This is a genomic window from Lentilactobacillus raoultii (genome assembly GCF_900411375.1).
GTDB classification, from domain to species: domain Bacteria; phylum Bacillota; class Bacilli; order Lactobacillales; family Lactobacillaceae; genus Lentilactobacillus; species Lentilactobacillus raoultii.
The window spans coordinates 49,060-67,121 of the sequence record NZ_LS423000.1; the positions used below are offsets into that span (position 1 = coordinate 49,060).

Genomic DNA, 18,062 nt, shown 5'->3' on the forward strand with positions numbered 1-18,062 from the left:
TCACACATTGTAACTAGTTAGTTGCACGCCTTCATTGTTAATTGTATAGACTGAATAGTCACCAGCTAAAAAATTGGTATTCCAGTAGTTTAAATTTGGAAACCAAACATGATGTAATGCTCTCAAGACACCCAAATGAGCAATCAACAGCGTCTGACACCCTGTACGATCATCTTGATAATAATCTTGAAATGCCTCCAGCACCCTATGCTTAAAACAAATATAACCTTCGCCGTTCCCAGGGGCCACTTTAAATGGTTCATTTAACCATTTTTGCCAGCCAATCGGATCTAATGCTTGAATTTCGTTAGCATTAAGTCCCTCCCAATCTCCAAAACCCATTTCATTGAATCTGGCATCAATAATTGGGTGGATTGTAGGATTTTGATTTAAAATCGGAACGGCCGTTTGTTTTGTTCTTAACATATCACTGATAATGATTCTGCTAAATGTATAGGGGGTTAACTTCTTAGCCACCTCATCTGCCTGCTGAAACCCTTTTTTATCTAGAGACACATTTAAGGAACCATAAAATTTCCTTTGTCTGTTTAATAAAGTCTCTCCATGACGCAGTACAAAAAGTTTCATCCTACCACCCTAATTAAAATTGTATAGATAAACAAAAAGGCAACTTGAGATATCACTCCTGAAGCACCAATTGTATCACCACTTAACCCACCCAATAGGTGAATAATGTGATGTCGATACCAGTAAACAGTGATCAAAACAACGATATAACTGATTAAACCACTAATTTTCAAAATACTGCCAATAATTAAAATTGAAAAAAGTTGAGCAACAATAATTCGCCAAGTTGCCACACCTGTCCATATGCTGGCTAATCCGTTTCCGGCATAAACCATCTTATAAAATAAAAGACTGATTCCTGTTTTTGTCATCATTGTCGTAATAGCGGCTAACCCTACCATTTGCCAGATGGGTAAACTTTGACCTAAAATACTCCCTAATCCAACCATCACCATATAAAAATAAAGAAGTGCCAAACTTCCCATTGTACCAAGTCGACTATCTTTCATAATTTCTCTTATACGATCAGTTGTCCTGGAAGAAAAGAGCCCATCAGCCGTGTCAGCCAAAGCATCTAAGTGAAAGCCACCAGTAATAAGGCCATCAAATATTAAATAAACTATCCAAGAAAACCAAACCGGAAAAATAAACGTTGCTCCCCAAAATAATAATGCCTCAAGTGTTCCAAGTAACAATCCAAAGAAAGTAAAGTATTGGATATTAGTTTTAAATTTATTTGTAACATCTGGAATTTCAATAGGGATGGAAATTCTCGTAAAAAATTGTGTAAATAAAATCATTGCCTTTAACATGACATAATCGTTTCCTTACTTTATTTTTTGCGGCAACCCGCTAATAACAAAATAAACATCGTCCGCTTTTCGAGCAATCAATTGGTTAACTTCTCCGTATAAATCTCTTAAAACGCGAGATTGCTTTGTTGCTGGAACAATTCCTAAGCCAACTTCATCGGAAACAATCACTAATCGTTGGTGATTGTTCTCAGCCATTTCAAATAGTCGATTCCATTCACCAAGAATCACATTTTCGAATGATTGAAGCGACTCCGTTGAAAGTTGTTCAACGATTGAATCGAAAGACAATGAGTTTTCTTTCTTATGATTAGTTATCAGATCATAAAAAAGGTTAGTAACACTCATTGTCGCATCATCTAATAAGTATCCAGCGTATTGATGTGTCGCAATAAATGAGGCAAAATCTTTATATCGTTCTTCGGTTACCCAATTCCGAGAGCGTCTTTTTTGATGCTTCTTGATCCGCAATTGAATCTCTGAATCTCCCCGCAATGCGATTCCGGTAGCAATATAACAAATCGGGTCAGTTCTCTTAAAAAGACTTTCCGCGAAGGCTGATTTGCCACTTTTAGAGCCTCCTGTAACAAAAGTTAGGTGCGCTTTCATTTAATAACACCTCTTTTGAGCTTGGCAACCAATCTCAGCTCGGGATAACGTTCATGAAAACTCTCTGCTAGTTTCTCATCTACGCCAATTAAAATGACAGTTGCCGGCCCAGCAGATTGTTTAATTTCTGGGCGGGTCCAACTAATAACAGGGGTTACTTGTAGTTGATGGGTTGCGGCCATTTGTTTAATTTCAAAACCGATTCCCTTTGAACCAACCGGTAACATATCATAGACGGCCGAATCTGAACGGATCTTTCTAACTAAATCATACGAGAAAATATCCGATAAATGTTGCTTAACTGATTCGCCCACATAGGGGGTTCCTAATTGAAAAACACTAAGTGTCGGATTAGTGATGGCCCGAATAGTTCCTTGTGGCCTCATTCCAACGATAGTCACTCCCAAAGAAGTTGTCTTGGTGATCATATTATCTTCTGTACTGCCATTTAACGGAATATGCTCCAACCCGGCTTTAACTAATTCATTTTTAATTCCTTTAATTATTCTTTCACCCGTTGGTGTCATTTCGTTTCCGACTGTATCGATGACCACAATTGGATCAGCATTAAAACAAATCAATTCCATTAACGGTACCCTTAACGAATAACCCGCCATAATTGCTGGATCAATCTGAATCATATCATTCTTTTTGTCACCTATCCCCGCACTACTATCGCAGGCAATTACCAATTGTTCACCGTCAGGTAAATCAATCAACGATAGGTCTCGATATTGTTTGCTTTTCATTATCTTTAACGCTCACCCATTTCATCAAATGCCGTATTGAACGCCAAAATAGTCCGTTCAATGTCTTCTTTAGTATGTTTACTGGACATAAAATTAGTTTCAAATTGTGAAGGTGCCGTGTAAATACCGTGTTGCAACAGTAAATTAAAGAACTTTGCAAAATAATCAACGTTGCTTTTTTGAACATCCTCAAAATTATTAACAGGACCCGCGTTAAAAAAGTAACTCCACATTGTTCCGACATGATGTACTGTTAATGCAACATGATGTGAGACTGCAGCCTGTTTAATTCCCGCTGCCAAATAATCTGTTCGGGCAACCATTTCCTTATATAAGTCCTCATTTAACTGATCAAGTGTACTGATGCCACCAGTCATTGCGAGTGGATTTCCGGATAACGTTCCAGCATGATAGACAGGACCTTCGGGCGTAATCCATTGCATAATGTCTTTTCTCCCGCCAAATACACCAACAGGAAGGCCACCACCAACGACTTTTCCCAATGTTGTCAGATCCGGAACAATTTGGTAGAGACTTTGAGCACCATGAAAAGCAGCCCGAAAGCCTGACATTACTTCATCGAAAATTAATAATGAGCCTGATTCTGTGGTCAATTCTCTAAGTGTTTGTAGAAATTCCCTTGTACCTGGAATAACTCCCATATTACCAGCAATCGGTTCTACAATGACACACGCAATCTCATTTCCATGTGTTTTAAAGACCTTTTTAATTCCATTAATATCATTGTAGTCAACTGTTAACGTATCGTAAGCCAAATTTTTAGGAACACCAGGTGCTTCATGAATATCATTAAAGGTTGCGACACCAGATCCAGCGTCCACCAATAGCGAGTCACTATGACCATGATAATTCCCAATAAATTTAACAATTTTATCACGGTGCGTATATCCTCTTGCTAATCGAATGGCACTCATTGTTGCTTCGGTACCGGAAGAAACCATTCGCATCATCTGTAAAGAGGGAACGATTTTTTGAATTTTCTTTGCCAATTCCGTTTCTAATAAGGTTGGTGCACCGTAACTTGTCCCCTTGGCAACAGCTGCCTGAAGATCGGCAACAACTTTTTGATCCGCATGCCCCAAGATTAATGGGCCCCACGAAAGCACATAATCGATATATTCATTATCGTCGATATCAAAAATATGTGACCCAACTCCTTTCTTAATAAACAGTGGGTCCCCACCAACATTTTTAAACGCTCTGACAGGACTGTTAACGCCTCCAGGCAGATACTTACTTGATTCTTTAAAAGCTTTCTTAGATTTTTCAAAACTTAGCATAACGTTTTACCACCTTTGTTCATTCATTCGGGTTGCTACTTCTTTAGAAAAATACGAAATGATTAAGTCTGCCCCGGCTCGCTTCATTCCAACTAACGTTTCTTTAACGATCTGATCCTCATTAATCCAGCCGTTTTGGGCGGCAGCTTTAATCATTGCATACTCGCCAGAAACGTTATAAGTAACTAGCGGCAAATTAGTATGATTGCGAATATCCCGCACAATATCAAGAAATGCCATTGCTGGTTTAACCATCACAAAATCTGCGCCTTCCTCTTCATCACTTGCAGCTTCCCTCAGAGCCTCTAAACGGTTAGCTGGATCCATTTGGTAGCTCTTACGATCACCAAATTTAGGAGCACCATCTGCGGCATCTCTAAATGGGCCATAAAAACTTGATGCATATTTAACTGAATAGGCCATAATTGGGATCATCTTAAACCCTGCTTCGTCCAATCCTTTCCGGATAGCGGCGACAAACCCATCCATTGCATTTGAGGGTGCTACCATGTCTGCGCCAGCTTTAGCTTGACTAACTGCGACCTTTGTATTGTAAACCAACGAATCATCATTTACGACATGGTGATCCTTAACGATTCCACAATGCCCGGTTGAGGTATATTCACACATACAAGTGTCCGCAATAACGATTAGCTGAGGATAAGCAGCTTTTATTTTACGGATAGCTTGCTGAACAATTCCATTGTCTTCCCAAGCGCCAGACCCAACATCATCTTTATGATCGGGAATGCCAAAAATGATAATTGACTTAATCCCCAAATCCACAATATCCTTAATTTCGTCCAAAATTGCATTTAAACCAAATCGGTAGATTCCAGGCATAGATTTAATTTCTTCCTTACCCTTAATCGTTGCATCAACAAAAACAGGCATAATTAAATCCTCTTTATTTAAATGGGTCTCACGAACCAAATCTCTCATTTCTGAGCTACTGCGTAATCGACGATGACGATCAAAATTCAACATTTTTATTGACTTCTTTCTTAATTATTAATCAGGTTTAACGCACCCATACTGATCAATTTCTCGGCCGTTGCTATGCCTAAGCCGTCTTCAACAGTTCCAACCTGTTTTCTTAAAAACAATTTTTTTCCATCCTCTGAAGCAACCATCCCGGAAAATATCATTTCATTTTCCTTGCAATCAGCATATGCACCAATTGGATAATTACAACTGCCACCTAACGCTTTTAAAAATTGACGTTCAATTGTTACAGCTTGCCTTGTTCCGGGATCTTCAATCTTACGAATCAATTGAAGTGTGTCCTGGTCACTTGAACGACATTCAATTGCAATTGCCCCCTGACCTGCTGCCGGTAAAAGATCACCCTTTAATGTTAACTGGTATAGATTGGATAAATCAATCTTCGATCGACTAATACCAGCCTCCGCAAGAATGATTCCTGTCAAATGATCTGATGAGATCTTTTTGATTCTTGTATCAATATTGCCACGAATTGGAATTATTTTTAAATCTGGTCGTAGATGCAATAATTGTCCTTGGCGACGCACACTATTTGTTCCAATCCTGGCTCCTCTTGGAAGATCAGCTAATCGGCGAAACGGTTTGGAAGTAACAAGGCAATCAAAGGGCGACGCGCGCTTTGGAATGCACCCAATAGTCAAATTTTTCGGCAATGACGGCATTACATCTTTTAAACTATGAACGGCAAAATCAATTTTTTTGACCAGTAACTGTTTTTCAATTTCTTTCACAAAGACGCCTTTTCCACCAATGTCTTGTAAGCTGTCTTTTAAATTTTGATCCCCTTCGGTTGTTATTTCATGAACAATAATTTCTATATGGGGTGTATATTCTTTTAATGCTTCAATTACTTGTTGAGTTTGTTTTAATGCAAGGTCACTTTTCCTAGTGCCAACAATCCATCTATTTTTCATAAAGTTTCTCCTGCTTAAAATCAACCATTCCAGAAGTTTGTTTTAGTCCACCACGTTGGATACTCTGAATTTCGTCATCAACCGGTAAGCCAAAGATTTGGCAAAAAAATGCCAGATCAACATTAGCATTGTCTTCAATTGAAAGTTCTTTAACCTCTTTAATTGGCCCCTTAATCATCTGATTAATGATACTTTTCATATGTTTACTAATGACCTTGCGCTCATGAGCATTCAATTCAGGAAGCTTTCTTAGTAAACTGTCATAAACTGTTTTCTCAACATCTAAAGATGATTCACGTAATTTTTTAATTATAGGAACAACGTGAAGTTGCTTTTGCCAAACGTAAAAATCATGAACAGCATCTGGGATTACTTTAGTAATTTCGGCAACCATTTTCTTTTTAAGCAGCTGATTTTGGGTCAAGATTTCGGTAATATGGTCAATGTCATGATAGATAATTTGTTCAGGCAAATAACGTTCATCAAGGTTTTTAGGAACCCCAAGATCAACTATAATTCGAGTTTTTACTCTGGATATTTGAAAAGATTGTCCAGATAAAAGAGGACGTTTAACAGATGCAGCCATCACAACAGCATCAGCATTCAATACGGTTGGTAAAAGGTCCTGCCACTTTTCGGCCTTTACCCAAGCAGGATAACTTTCTGCAACCAGCTTTGCCTGATCACTGTGATGGTTAAAGAGGTGAATAGTACCAAAGCCCATATCAACAGCATTTTTCAATACATGGGTTCCAACTTCTCCTATACCAACAATCACCAAATCCGTGCCTCTAACATCTTTTAATGTCAATTTAATTTGGTGTAATCCTGCCTGCCCGGAAGTTTGAGATAATTCGCTCATTCGATAATTAGTATGCATTTTCTTTGAAAAAGTAATTGCTTCCTTAAATAAATGATTTAAAATAATGCCTGTACTGCCACACAAACGCGCATTGAAAAAAGCATCTTTTACCTGACCAAGTATTTGAGGCTCACCAACCAATAGAGAGTCTAATCCAGTTGCAACTTTCATTAAATGGCCAACAGCTAATTCTTTTGTCCCAACAACCACCCATTTATTTAATTCATTTAATGTCACGTGGAACCAATTAGCAAGGAATCGTTTAATGTAGTAACGTCCCGTATGAATTTGATCAACCACTGCATAGATTTCTGTCCGATTACATGTTGACAAAATCACATTTTCCAAAATACTTTTTTCGCTGTTTAGTAATTGATTAACTCGCGAAAGCTGTTCTTTTGAGACAACGAACTTTTCCCGAATGGCAATTGGAACTTGTCGATAATTCAAACTAACATAAATAATATACATGCTATTGTCGATCCTCTCTAAAATAATGGTTCTGCGTTAACCACTCTAAAAGATATTGCTTAATTTTCTTAGAAGTCGCCGGTGAACGCCCTTTGGTAGAAACCGTTATTAGCAATTCTTTATTTTCAAGTTTGGCAACGTTATAAAAATCCGACTGTAATTTATCACTAACATTATTCACCCACTGAAACTGATCAGCATCTTTAACAACTTGCTGATTAACTTGACGATCATCTGTGCAAGCAATGATTAAGGTTGCATTTTTAAGATCACCAACTCTATATTTTCTTCGAATCCAATAAACTGATAAGCAATCAATTTTTGGATCTAGTTGTGGACTGACCACCGTCACTCGAGCGTTAGACGCTAACAAGGAGTTAATTTTTCGAGCCGCTACTTTTCCACCACCAACTACTACAACCGACTTATTAACTAAGTTCAAATTCACCGGATATGGATTTTGCATGGACTCCACCTCATTTCTTCACGTCGGAAGAAGATAATATTTCATCTATTTTTTTCATATCAACATTTTCTTCAAATACTTTGGCGAGTTTTTCATACTGTGCTTCGCGGTATGCCGACATTGACGCTTGAACATGGTGGAGCGCTGGTAAGCCTTTCTGAACTCGAAGCTGATTTAACAAATGACGTGTCCAACGTTCATTATCAAAGATGCCATGGAGATAAGTTCCCCAAATTCGGCCATCAGCATTAGTCGCCCCATCACTTCGCCGAGTTGACTTGCCATTACTCTTCACAATAACCGAAAATGGTGTCACTCCTTTGCCTAAAGAGGTTTCACCCATATGAATTTCATAGCCGTTTAAATAATATACACCATGCTTTGCAGTCACTTGAGTGGTCTTCTTTTCTTTTGTGAAGCTTGTTTCAATATTAAGCAAGCCTAAACCTTCTTGATCGTTTATATCTGACTCAACATGATCTTCGTCAACTAACTTGGTTCCTAACATTTGATAACCACCACAAATCCCAACAACCATTGAACCTTTACTGTAAACAGCTTTAATTGGCTGAACAAAATGGTAACGCCGTAAATATGCCATATCCTCATTAGTATTTTTACTACCAGGAATAATTAGAATATCCGGTAATCCAATTTCTTCAGGGTTGAGAATATATCGAACAGAAACATCCGGTTGGATTTCCAAAGCATGAAAGTCAGTAAAATTGGAAATCTTTGGCAGAGAAATCACTGCAATGTCAATTGGACAAGTCCCCTTTTTCACTTGTGACTTCTGAGAAAGAACAACACTGTCTTCTTCATCTAAATCAACAGTCGTCATTGGTATCACACCAATTACCGGAACGCCAGTTAAAGCTTCAATCATCTGATTTCCAGACGTCAGCAACGATCGATCTCCACGAAACTTATTAATGATAATTCCTTTAATTCGCCGTTGATCTTCTTTTGGCATTAATTTAATGGTCCCATAGATTGCCGCATAAACACCGCCTTTGTCAATATCAGCAACCAGGATAACCGGACAATCCGCCATTCGTGCCATCCCCATATTAACAATATCCCGATCATTCAAATTAATTTCAGCGGGACTGCCGGCTCCTTCCAAAACCATCACATCATTTTCTTTCGCCAGTGACTGGTAGACAGTACGTACTTTATCCTTTATCTCAAACTTATATTGATGGTAAGCAACCGCACTCATATCCGATAATACTTTTCCCATAAAAATAACTTGGGCATCCTTGTCAGTTGAGGGTTTTAATAATACTGGATTCATGCGAACGTCTGGTTGCTTGCCAGCAGCCTCTGCCTGAAATACTTGGGCGCGTCCCATTTCATCACCGTTTTTAGTAATAAATGAATTTAGTGCCATATTTTGTGATTTAAAGGGAGCTACTCGAAGACCACGATTTTTTAACAGTCGGCAGAGCGCTGCTGCGGTCCAACTTTTCCCGGCATCCGATGTCGTTCCTTGAAACATAATTGATTTAGTTCCCATAATTTCATTCCTTCTCCCTTGATATTTTTGCTAATTGCTCCTTTACCTTTAAATCTGTCAAAAGTGCTGATTCAGACGGATAAAGTGGTAAATTAAGTTTTTCATGTAACTTTACGAGCCAAGGCTGATTTAGCTTACAATCCCATAAAGTTTGCTCATCAAGAAATACAGACTCTTTTCTACCCGATTTAATTAATTGACCTTTTTTTAGAATATAAAAGTAATCACAGACTTCGTACATAAAATCCATATTGTGACTTGAAATAATGATTTTTTGGCCGTTCTTAGTTAATTGGCAAATCAAAGCTGCCATCCGTCGCTGACCATCTGGATCAAGTCCTGCTGTCGGCTCATCCAATAGGAGCCATTCGGAATGAAGAACTAGAATTCCAGCGATCGCGACCCTTTTTTTCTGACCACCACTCAAATACTGAATTGGCTTATCTCTAATCTGGAGAATATCTAATTTTTTCAACGCATCATTAACACGAAGATTAATTTCTTCTTGTGGCAATCTTAAATTATGAAGTGCAAAGGCCACATCGTCTTTTACAATGGAATAAAAAATTTGTTGATCAGAATTTTGAAAAACAATCCCAATTTTTTTCCTAAGACGATTCAAATCCTGTTTACGGTACTTAATTTCTTGCCCATCGACCAAAATCCTCCCAGACGTCGGCTTTAGCATTCCAACTAAATTTAAAAATAAAGTCGATTTCCCAGAACCGTTTGGACCAATTATGCCAATTACATTCTCGTTTGTTTTTCCCAAATTCATTGAAATGTTTTTTAAAATCGGCTTCGAGGTTTCGTAAGAAAAGTTAATATGCTGAATTTCGATCATTTTGGCAACCTCCTAGCTTTTTAAATTTTAAAATCACCATTAAAAAGTTTTGCTTCTAACGCGTACTCCATATCACGATAATTAATCATCACTTGTTCAAATAACATTTTTAAAAGAATACCCGCGGAATGAATCGATAATCTAAAGTTTTGATAACCAAATCTTAATTTTTGAGCCTGATAGATTTGTTCAAAAGCTTCAATGAAAATAAAAATGAAACGATACATTAACAAAGTTTCTTCAATTAAAATACTTGGTAATCGTAATGCTTTTAAAATAATAATAATTTGCTGAAACGGCGTTGTTAATGCAAACCAATACGTACAAACAATCGCCGCTGTCACTTGCAACCCAACGTGCAAGCCAATCGGCCACATAGATTTTGAAATTCCAAAATAATCATTAAATATTCGAATTGGAAAATAAATTGTCTGTCTTTGAGGAGATATCGTTAATATGATGCCAAATACACTCAAGATAATAAAGGGTACCACTGCATAAAACCACTTCATATATTGTTTTAAAGTTAACCGATCAACATACAACGTGTGGGTCACAAAGGCTAAGATTAGCAGTAGTTTCAGCCATGACATTGGCTGAAATGCAATTAGTATACCTAATAGCCAAATCATTCCCTTTAATTTTGGTGACCAACGCAAAATTCGATTATTATATGCGTATTTATCAATGTTTAACATATTCCCACCAGATTTTAGTCATTTTTCAGCGATGATTCTGAGTACGTAGTTGGCGCTCCCGTTCCTTTTTCTTTCCATGAGCATTACCAATCACGTAAGCAATGATTCCAGTACCAATACTACCTTGAACAGTAAACAAGAGATTTTCTATCTCTCCAGAAGGCGGTGTCCAAAGAGGGTGCGCCCAAACTTTATAATTTGGATCATTTTTCTTAATTTGTTCGGTTCCTTGGTCATCGCTTCCGGAAAATGCACCATTTTTAGCAACAAAGAACGGCAAAATCAATAATATAATAACTGAAATTAACAGAATCAAATTTTGTCTCCTTTTAGATTTCACAGTAATGCCGACTCCTTCCAAAGATTATTGCTAATTACCAAATTATAGACAATTACCGTCAAGAAGCCTTCGGCAATTGCCAACGGAATTTGAGTCACTGCGTAGATCCCCAAAAATTTAACCGCGGCACCCACTACTCCAGAATTTGGATCTGGGAAAACAACAGCCAACTGAAATGAGGTTGTCACATACGTTGACCAATCAGCTAACATCGCACATAAAAAGAGAGAGATTGATCGACTAACTTTCAAAGCTCGACATAATTTATAAACGCCGAACCCGATTAATGGACCAACAATTGTCATGGAAAAGCAATTTGCACCCAGTGTTGTCAATCCGCCGTGAGCCAATAACAGCGCTTGGAATAGCAAAACAATCACTCCTAAAACAGCCATGACTGAAGGACCAAACATGACCGTTCCCAACCCAACACCTGTTGGATGAGAACTTGATCCTGTCACCGATGGCATTTTTAGCGACGATAGAACAAAAACAAATGCACCGCACAGTGCCAACATGATTTTGGCATTTTGCTTCGTTGAGTGAACAATTTTTTGCATTCGATATAAACCATAAATAAAGAAAGGCGCACTAACTGCAAACCAAAAGATGCACCACACTGGCGGCAACATGCCTTCCATAATATGCATGGCATGAGCTGGCACTGGATATAAAATGCCATAAAATAGTGCGATTAAGCAAAGGACTAAACTACTTCGTGAAAAATATTTGGAAAATATTGTTTTCATTTTATCAATCCTCCACTATTTCTGATTTTTTTAATAATAGTGTCGAAAAATATGGCAATTTCTCTGAGGAACTGACATCTCTCAAATCATAGATCTTCTCTTCCGACATAGATGAATCAGCAACAACGATTGCTTGATTTAATAGGTGACGTTCAACCAATAGTTGGTAAATCATTGGGAAATTAACCGCGATTTTCATAATCACAACATTGTCATTATCATCAAGAGCTTTTTCAATTTGCGCTTTTTTAGCAGTTGCTGGAATAACCTCTAGCAACTCATTGTCTAAAGCCAATGGAATCGAAACTGACGCAGCAATCTGAGAAAATGACGAAATACCGGCAATTGTTTTAACAGTGATTCTTTTACGAACTAAATTTAGCAAATAACTATAAGTGCTATACACGGAAGGATCTCCCAAGGTAACAAAACCAACATCATAACCCTTTTGAACATCTTCGACAATTTCTTGAGCAATTGTACGCCAATTGGTTTGCTTCTCCTTAAGATTTTTAGTCATCGGAAAATGACGACGTTTAACAATTAATTTTTTTGGAAAATAGCTAGAAGCAATTTTCTCTGCTAAGCTTATCCCATCTCGATGAGCCTTGGGTGTATATACAATATCTAATCTTTGAATAGCCTTAATTGCCTTAACAGTCATTAATTCACTATCTCCTGGTCCAACTCCAATTCCATAAAAAATTGACATAAAGCCTCAGCCCTCTTTCAGTTTGTTTATTAAATGATTAATAAACATCTTTTGAATAAACGGATATTCCCCAAGCCCTTTAAGTTGTGTTTTAACTTGGATCCCCTCTTTTTCTAATAAATGCCGCCATGATTTAGATTCTTCAGAGGCCATATCATGGTGCGCGTGATTACCTGCAACAATCATAAACGGCTGAATAGTTACTTTAGAAACATGATCTTTCTTTAATCGGTTAATTTCAAAACCAATGTTTGGAAAGCTTTCCACAGCACCCAAATAGTGTCTGGATCCCGTTAACATATGATCTAAACAAGCATAAGCAGTAAATGATTGACTCGATGTTCCATGTCCCATAAATAAAATTGCTTCATTCGGATCGCTAAAAGACTTTATATTCTTTAGAAATTTTATTATATGAACATAATCCTCATACGAAGATAAAAGCGGTTGACCAATTACCATTTGCTCAAAATTGCCTTCAAATTGTCTCGCTTGTTGAAGCAAACGATGAAATTCAATCCCAGGAATAATATGAAGAGGTTGGATATAAACTTTTCTGAATTGATGTTTCTTTATTTTCCTTAAGGCTTCAATTGGCGTATCAATTTGAAGGCTTTCTTTTTGGGCAATTTTTGAAATAACAACGGTTGATGTAAAAGCACGAAATATTTCTGCCTGAGGGAATCTTTCTTTGAATTTATTTTCAATCGCACCAATCGTTTTTCGCCGAGTTTTTGGGTAAGTTGTGCCAAAACTAACTACTAAAATGGCAATTAATTTCATTTTTAACCCTCCTTACACTGCTTAAAACTGCTCTTACTGATGGCTGAACTTCACTGACATTTTCAAGCCCCAATTGTTGGCAAGCATTTTTAACCAATTTTCCCATTGCAACTATTTTGGCCTGTTTCAAGAGAACAAACTGATCTTTATCGCAGCCGATTACCAAGTCTTGTAATGCCGACGTACTTGGGATAATAATTGCATGGAATGTTTTAAAATCGACGGATTGATGTAAACTTTGTTTCTTCCCAACAGCTAAAAAACTAAACTGATTATTCGTTAATTTTATAAAATCTTGAGTGTCTTGAACTCCCAACGCAATAGCCGGCTGAGGATAAATATTATTTTTATCATAAACGCCGTCAGCAATAATCCCACTACTCTTCATTTTTCTTTCAATGGCGTGATTCATTGCGATTAGGTGCCATTCACGCAAATTTCGATAATCGTAACCTCTACTGAGTAATTTAGTCATAAATAGATTAAATACTACCATGCTAGTTATCAGAAGAGTCCCTGGCAACTCCAAATTTGGCAGGTCAAATTTCATAGAATGGACTTTCCGACGCTTGAAAAAGTTTACTGAAGCACCGTCATCCTGAAGTTTCTCAAACAATTTAGAAGAGCGCTTAAATGGAATTAATAAGTGCATCCCTTGAAGTGGCAAATTTGAAACCAATTCAGGCATTAAATCAACTACCTTGCCCACCACAATTAATGCGGGGGAACCAATCCCATATTTTCTAACCACATCATTTATGTGAGCCAAATCAGCCTTAACAGATCTTTGATTCCAATGCGTTGCCCACTGAATAATTGCAACTGGCGTCTTTGGGGTTTTACCATGCGTAATTAATTCTGCCGTAATTTGGGCTAATTCCTCCATTCCCATCAAAAAAACAAGGGTCCCTTCTTGATGAGCAATATTGTCCCAGTTGAGAGATTTTCCTTCCACTTTTCGATGGCCCGTAATTACATGAAAACTTGAAGCCAAATTTCGATCTGTGATCGGAATTCCAGCGGCACTTAGTCCGGCAATTGCACTGGTGATACCAGGAACCACTTCGAAAGCCACATGATGTTTTTTTAAGTAACTGCCCTCTTCTCCACCACGACCAAAAACGTAAGGGTCACCTGCCTTCAGTCGAACCACCCGCTTTCCTTCACGTGCAAGGTTAGTTAGTAGTTGATTAATTTGAAATTGACTAACTTTATGATGATGAGGTAATTTACCAACATCAATCTTTTCAGCCTGAATAGCAGATAAAATAGCGGGATTCACTAATCGATCGTAAACAACCACGTCGGCCTCTTCCAATCTTCTTTTACCTAAAACCGTTAATAGTTCCGGGTTCCCCGGACCGGCACCAACTAAAGAAACAAATCCGTTCAACATAACACCTTCATTTCTTGCCATAATTCGTCAAAAGTTCCAACCTGATTTGGATATTGAATCGTTGGTCGTTTAATAATAATGCAAGGAATCTTTAATTGCTCACAAGCAGTTATCTTTTCCTGTACACCACCACGACGACCACTTTCTTTGGTTACAACTGCAACTGCATCGGCTTTTTTAAAAAGTTCAAAATTTAAGTTAGTACCAAAAGGGCCTTCGATTGCATCAATTTGGTCAGCTTCAAATCCGATAGTTGTTAGCTGAGTTAAAACTCGCTCAGTAGGTAAAACTCGAATATGCAACCTTTGAATACCTAGACTCTTAGCATATTCTTCAGCAGTTTTACTTCCAGTGGATAAATAAACAGTGCCACTTAATGACTTTAAGTAGTCGCACGCTGCTTTAAGGTTCGCCACCAGCTTTAAATAAGGGCTCGTTTTAAACAAATTCGAACGCTCAAATCGAATATACTTGACATTACTCTTTTTTGCCATTTCCATGGCGGTTATTGAAATCACCCGAGCAAACGGATGGGTTGCATCAATAATTAACTGGATATGATGGTTATTAAGAAACTTGTTGAATGTATCCGATGTTAACGTCTGCTTAGAAACTTGTTGAGTATGTTTTTTAGCAAGCGCTTCACCATAATCAGTTGTAACTGACAGGATAAATGACAAGCGACGCTTTGTTAGCTCATCAGCAATTTGAAGGCTTTCACTCGTTCCACCCAAAAGTAATATCATAATGTATAACCTCTTGGCGTGATCATTCTGCCGTTAGAAACATAAGTGTTTTTATTGCCAATAATAACAATGGTCGTCATATTAACTTCTGTCACATCCAGATCTCTAATTGTGGTAATTTTCTCTATTTCGTGTTTTCTAGCAACATCTTTTCCAATACCAACAATCGTATTTTCAGACTTTGACTGAAGGATAATGTCCAATGCTTCCCGTAAATTATTCGGTCGGCCTTTACTTCTGGGATTATATAAACAGATTACAAAATCAGCCTTTGCAGCAGCATCCACTCGTTTTTTAATCACTTCCCAAGGAGTCATCAAATCACTTAAACTAATATGACAAAAATCATTCATAAGTGGTGCTCCTAAAGAAGCAGCCGCACCAATACTCGCAGTGATACCTGGAACGACGCGAATATCAATCTGTTGATCCATCTTTGAAGCCACTTCCAAAACCAACCCAGCCATCCCATATATTCCGGCATCTCCACTTGAAATAATCGCAACATCTTTTCCTGTAGCTGCAATTTCAAGCGCTTTTTGCGAACGCTTAATCTCACCACGCATTCCGGTTGTAATGACTTCTTTACCATTCAGCATGCTTTCCACCAAATGAATGTAAGTAATATAGCCAACAATGGTATGGACTTTTTTGATGACATCAAGTGCTTCCTGCGTCATCAAGTTTTTTGATCCGGGCCCCAGCCCCACAATATATAACACTAGCATCCACCCCTTTTTAGGTTTTTTCGACTTGCTGCTAAGGTAATTTCATTGGAACTAAATTTTTTTGTAAAAGTAGGTCTCCCTGCTGCAAAATCAGCTGCAGCCTGTGAAACATTACCAATGCCGACCGTCCTTTCAACAAATGCCGATTGGGGATAGTCGGTCGCAATCTTTTTTAGCTGAGCCGTCATATAAAATTTTGCCGGAATATTCAATGTATCTGCCAAATAATGGATGGCATTTTCATGTTGTTTTTTTTCAATTGATGCCACCTCACAAAAGGAATGCCATAGCAGGTGATACTGGTCACAAAATTTAATAAATGCGTCTTGAATCATGCTGTAACTAACAGCTTTGCGAGCGCCGATTCCTAATATATTGATCCGAGGAACCAGCTGGACGCAATTGAACTCCTTCTTGTAAAAATCTTTATCTGAAATAATAACCAGTGGAACCTCCCTATTTCTTTCCGTAACAGATGAAATCTCTGTAAAACCACTTAAATTTATTGAGTCATCTTTAAACTCTGACTCAACGTAAATTTCCACTGGCTTCTTTTCAGCTAATCGTGCATTGATTAATTTTGTATAGTACTTGAAATCCGGATACCATCCATCGAATAATCCAGCAAGTGTATCAAGTGCTTGAACTTGTTCGGTATCTGTCGCCGTTGTAATCACCGGATCCGACTCCAAAATTTTTGCAATTTTTTTAGTCCATTCATTGGCGTGACCAACGTGACCCGAAAGAAGACTAATCACATGATTGCCTAATTCATCAATAACAATCACAGCCGGGTCAACTAATTTATCTTTAATCAAGGGAGAAATCGTTCTGACCACAATGCCAGTAGCCATAATACAAACAATCCCGTCATACCGACCGAATAATTCTTGGCAAGTCGATTTGAACTCTCCCTTGCCAAATTTATAATCATTATTATTAGCGTACTTTTCTGGTAAATATAGCTCACTATTGGCAATCCGTGTATGAAGATGATTTGCTAACTTGGCACCAATTTGAGTTAAAGCAATGATTGCAATCTGACCAGAATTATTCTTCGACATTCTTAATTCCTTTCCGGTAAGTATGAGTGAAAGCAGCATCATATAATTTTGAATACGTATAATCTTTGCCAAGGAACGCACCAACCATGATTAAGGCCGTTCGAGAAATGTTAGCTTCACTAGTCTTATCGGCAATATCCATTAAAGTTCCTCGAACTACCTTTTCATCCGGCCAAGTTGCTTTGTAAATTACCGCTGCAGGCGTTTCCTGCGAATACCCCCCCATCAGCAACTGACGAACAACTTTTCTAATACTTTGAGTAGATAGAAAAATGACCATCGACGTATGATGAGAAGCTAAAGATTTTAATGATTCCGCTTCAGGGACCCGCGTTCTCCCAGACATTCTTGTAATAATAACGCTTTGGGCTACCTCGGGAACTGTATATTCGACGCCCATTTGAGAAGCGGCTCCTAAGAACGAACTCACACCTGGAATACACTCAAAATCAACCCCACGCTTCCTTAACTCTTCAATTTGCTCACGGATTGATCCATAAATCGAAAAATCTCCAGTTTGTAACCTAACAACCTTTTGTCTTTTTTTAACTGCATTCGTCATCACATCGATAATTTCTTTTAAGGTCATTGAGGCACTATCGAATTTCCTGGCATCTTGTCGACAATATCCTAATAATTCCGGGTTAACTAAAGATCCCGCATAAACAACCACATCCGCATCTTTCAATCGGCGATAACCCTTCAATGTAATTAAATCCTTATCGCCAGGACCCGCACCTACAAAACTAACAACTGTCATTAACAA

Annotated in this window: 21 protein-coding genes; all 21 read right to left on the reverse strand. The window is 38.0% G+C overall.

The features are described 5' to 3' along the window. From ED605_RS12095 to ED605_RS12195, 21 genes are read right to left on the reverse strand one after another with little or no spacing between them, the layout of a single operon-like run. Positions 1–588, reverse strand: coding sequence for a histidine phosphatase family protein (locus tag ED605_RS12095; RefSeq protein ID WP_121979146.1), 588 nt, complete (start codon positions 586–588; stop codon positions 1–3). Continuing rightward, complete coding sequence (locus ED605_RS12100; protein ID WP_121979147.1) at positions 585–1,340, reverse strand: adenosylcobinamide-GDP ribazoletransferase; 756 nt, start codon at positions 1,338–1,340, stop codon at positions 585–587. The genes ED605_RS12095 and ED605_RS12100 overlap by 4 nt, the downstream gene beginning before the upstream one ends. A 15-nt stretch (positions 1,341–1,355) precedes the next feature. Then, positions 1,356–1,949 carry a bifunctional adenosylcobinamide kinase/adenosylcobinamide-phosphate guanylyltransferase gene (locus ED605_RS12105; protein ID WP_121979148.1) on the reverse strand — a complete coding sequence of 198 codons (594 nt, stop codon included), beginning with the start codon at positions 1,947–1,949 and terminating at the stop codon, positions 1,356–1,358. Next, entirely contained in the window at positions 1,946–2,698 is a 753-nt protein-coding gene (locus tag ED605_RS12110; protein ID WP_121979149.1) for a hypothetical protein, read from the reverse strand. Before ED605_RS12110 ends, ED605_RS12105 begins: the two co-directional genes overlap by 4 nt. A 5-nt stretch (positions 2,699–2,703) precedes the next feature. Continuing rightward, entirely contained in the window at positions 2,704–3,999 is a 1,296-nt protein-coding gene (gene hemL / locus ED605_RS12115) for a glutamate-1-semialdehyde 2,1-aminomutase (RefSeq protein WP_121979150.1), read from the reverse strand. A 6-nt stretch (positions 4,000–4,005) separates the two neighbouring features. Further along, a complete protein-coding gene (gene hemB, locus ED605_RS12120) occupies positions 4,006–4,986 on the reverse strand; it encodes a porphobilinogen synthase (protein ID WP_121979151.1) in 981 nt (326 codons plus the stop codon). Between the two features lie 17 nt (positions 4,987–5,003). Beyond that, positions 5,004–5,918: a hydroxymethylbilane synthase gene (hemC, locus tag ED605_RS12125; RefSeq protein ID WP_121979152.1), complete on the reverse strand. Its 915-nt coding sequence runs from the start codon at positions 5,916–5,918 to the stop codon at positions 5,004–5,006. Continuing rightward, positions 5,908–7,251, reverse strand: coding sequence for a glutamyl-tRNA reductase (gene hemA, locus ED605_RS12130; protein ID WP_121979153.1), 1,344 nt, complete (start codon positions 7,249–7,251; stop codon positions 5,908–5,910). Before hemA ends, hemC begins: the two co-directional genes overlap by 11 nt. A 1-nt stretch (position 7,252) precedes the next feature. Next, positions 7,253–7,717 (reverse strand): precorrin-2 dehydrogenase/sirohydrochlorin ferrochelatase family protein, encoded by a 465-nt coding sequence (locus ED605_RS12135; RefSeq protein ID WP_121979154.1) that lies wholly within the window; start codon positions 7,715–7,717, stop codon positions 7,253–7,255. A gap of 10 nt (positions 7,718–7,727) precedes the next feature. Further along, positions 7,728–9,236, reverse strand: coding sequence for a cobyric acid synthase (locus ED605_RS12140; RefSeq protein ID WP_121979155.1), 1,509 nt, complete (start codon positions 9,234–9,236; stop codon positions 7,728–7,730). A 4-nt stretch (positions 9,237–9,240) separates the two neighbouring features. Beyond that, positions 9,241–10,080 (reverse strand): energy-coupling factor ABC transporter ATP-binding protein, encoded by an 840-nt coding sequence (locus tag ED605_RS12145; RefSeq protein ID WP_121979156.1) that lies wholly within the window; start codon positions 10,078–10,080, stop codon positions 9,241–9,243. Positions 10,081–10,100: 20 nt separating this feature from the next. Next, complete coding sequence (gene cbiQ, locus ED605_RS12150; RefSeq protein WP_121979157.1) at positions 10,101–10,778, reverse strand: cobalt ECF transporter T component CbiQ; 678 nt, start codon at positions 10,776–10,778, stop codon at positions 10,101–10,103. Positions 10,779–10,803: 25 nt separating this feature from the next. Next, positions 10,804–11,118 carry an energy-coupling factor ABC transporter substrate-binding protein gene (locus tag ED605_RS12155; protein WP_121979158.1) on the reverse strand — a complete coding sequence of 105 codons (315 nt, stop codon included), beginning with the start codon at positions 11,116–11,118 and terminating at the stop codon, positions 10,804–10,806. Then, a complete protein-coding gene (locus ED605_RS12160; protein WP_121979159.1) occupies positions 11,115–11,867 on the reverse strand; it encodes an energy-coupling factor ABC transporter permease in 753 nt (250 codons plus the stop codon). The genes ED605_RS12155 and ED605_RS12160 overlap by 4 nt, the downstream gene beginning before the upstream one ends. Positions 11,868–11,871: 4 nt before the next feature. Next, positions 11,872–12,579 (reverse strand): cobalt-factor II C(20)-methyltransferase, encoded by a 708-nt coding sequence (locus tag ED605_RS12165; protein WP_121979160.1) that lies wholly within the window; start codon positions 12,577–12,579, stop codon positions 11,872–11,874. A gap of 6 nt (positions 12,580–12,585) precedes the next feature. After that, on the reverse strand, positions 12,586–13,362 hold the full coding sequence (locus ED605_RS12170; RefSeq protein ID WP_121979161.1) for a sirohydrochlorin cobaltochelatase: 777 nt from the start codon (positions 13,360–13,362) through the stop codon (positions 12,586–12,588). Then, a complete protein-coding gene (gene cobA, locus ED605_RS12175) occupies positions 13,334–14,779 on the reverse strand; it encodes a uroporphyrinogen-III C-methyltransferase (RefSeq protein ID WP_225419135.1) in 1,446 nt (481 codons plus the stop codon). Before cobA ends, ED605_RS12170 begins: the two co-directional genes overlap by 29 nt. After that, the gene (gene cobK, locus ED605_RS12180; RefSeq protein ID WP_121979163.1) at positions 14,752–15,504 is read right to left on the reverse strand and encodes a precorrin-6A reductase; all 753 of its coding nucleotides are present in this window, start codon (positions 15,502–15,504) and stop codon (positions 14,752–14,754) included. Before cobK ends, cobA begins: the two co-directional genes overlap by 28 nt. Then, entirely contained in the window at positions 15,501–16,226 is a 726-nt protein-coding gene (cobJ, locus tag ED605_RS12185; protein WP_121979164.1) for a precorrin-3B C(17)-methyltransferase, read from the reverse strand. Before cobJ ends, cobK begins: the two co-directional genes overlap by 4 nt. Then, entirely contained in the window at positions 16,226–17,296 is a 1,071-nt protein-coding gene (locus tag ED605_RS12190; protein WP_121979165.1) for a cobalt-precorrin 5A hydrolase, read from the reverse strand. Before ED605_RS12190 ends, cobJ begins: the two co-directional genes overlap by 1 nt. After that, complete coding sequence (locus ED605_RS12195) at positions 17,283–18,056, reverse strand: cobalt-precorrin-4 methyltransferase (protein WP_121979166.1); 774 nt, start codon at positions 18,054–18,056, stop codon at positions 17,283–17,285. Before ED605_RS12195 ends, ED605_RS12190 begins: the two co-directional genes overlap by 14 nt. Between the last annotated feature and the right edge of the window lie 6 nt (positions 18,057–18,062).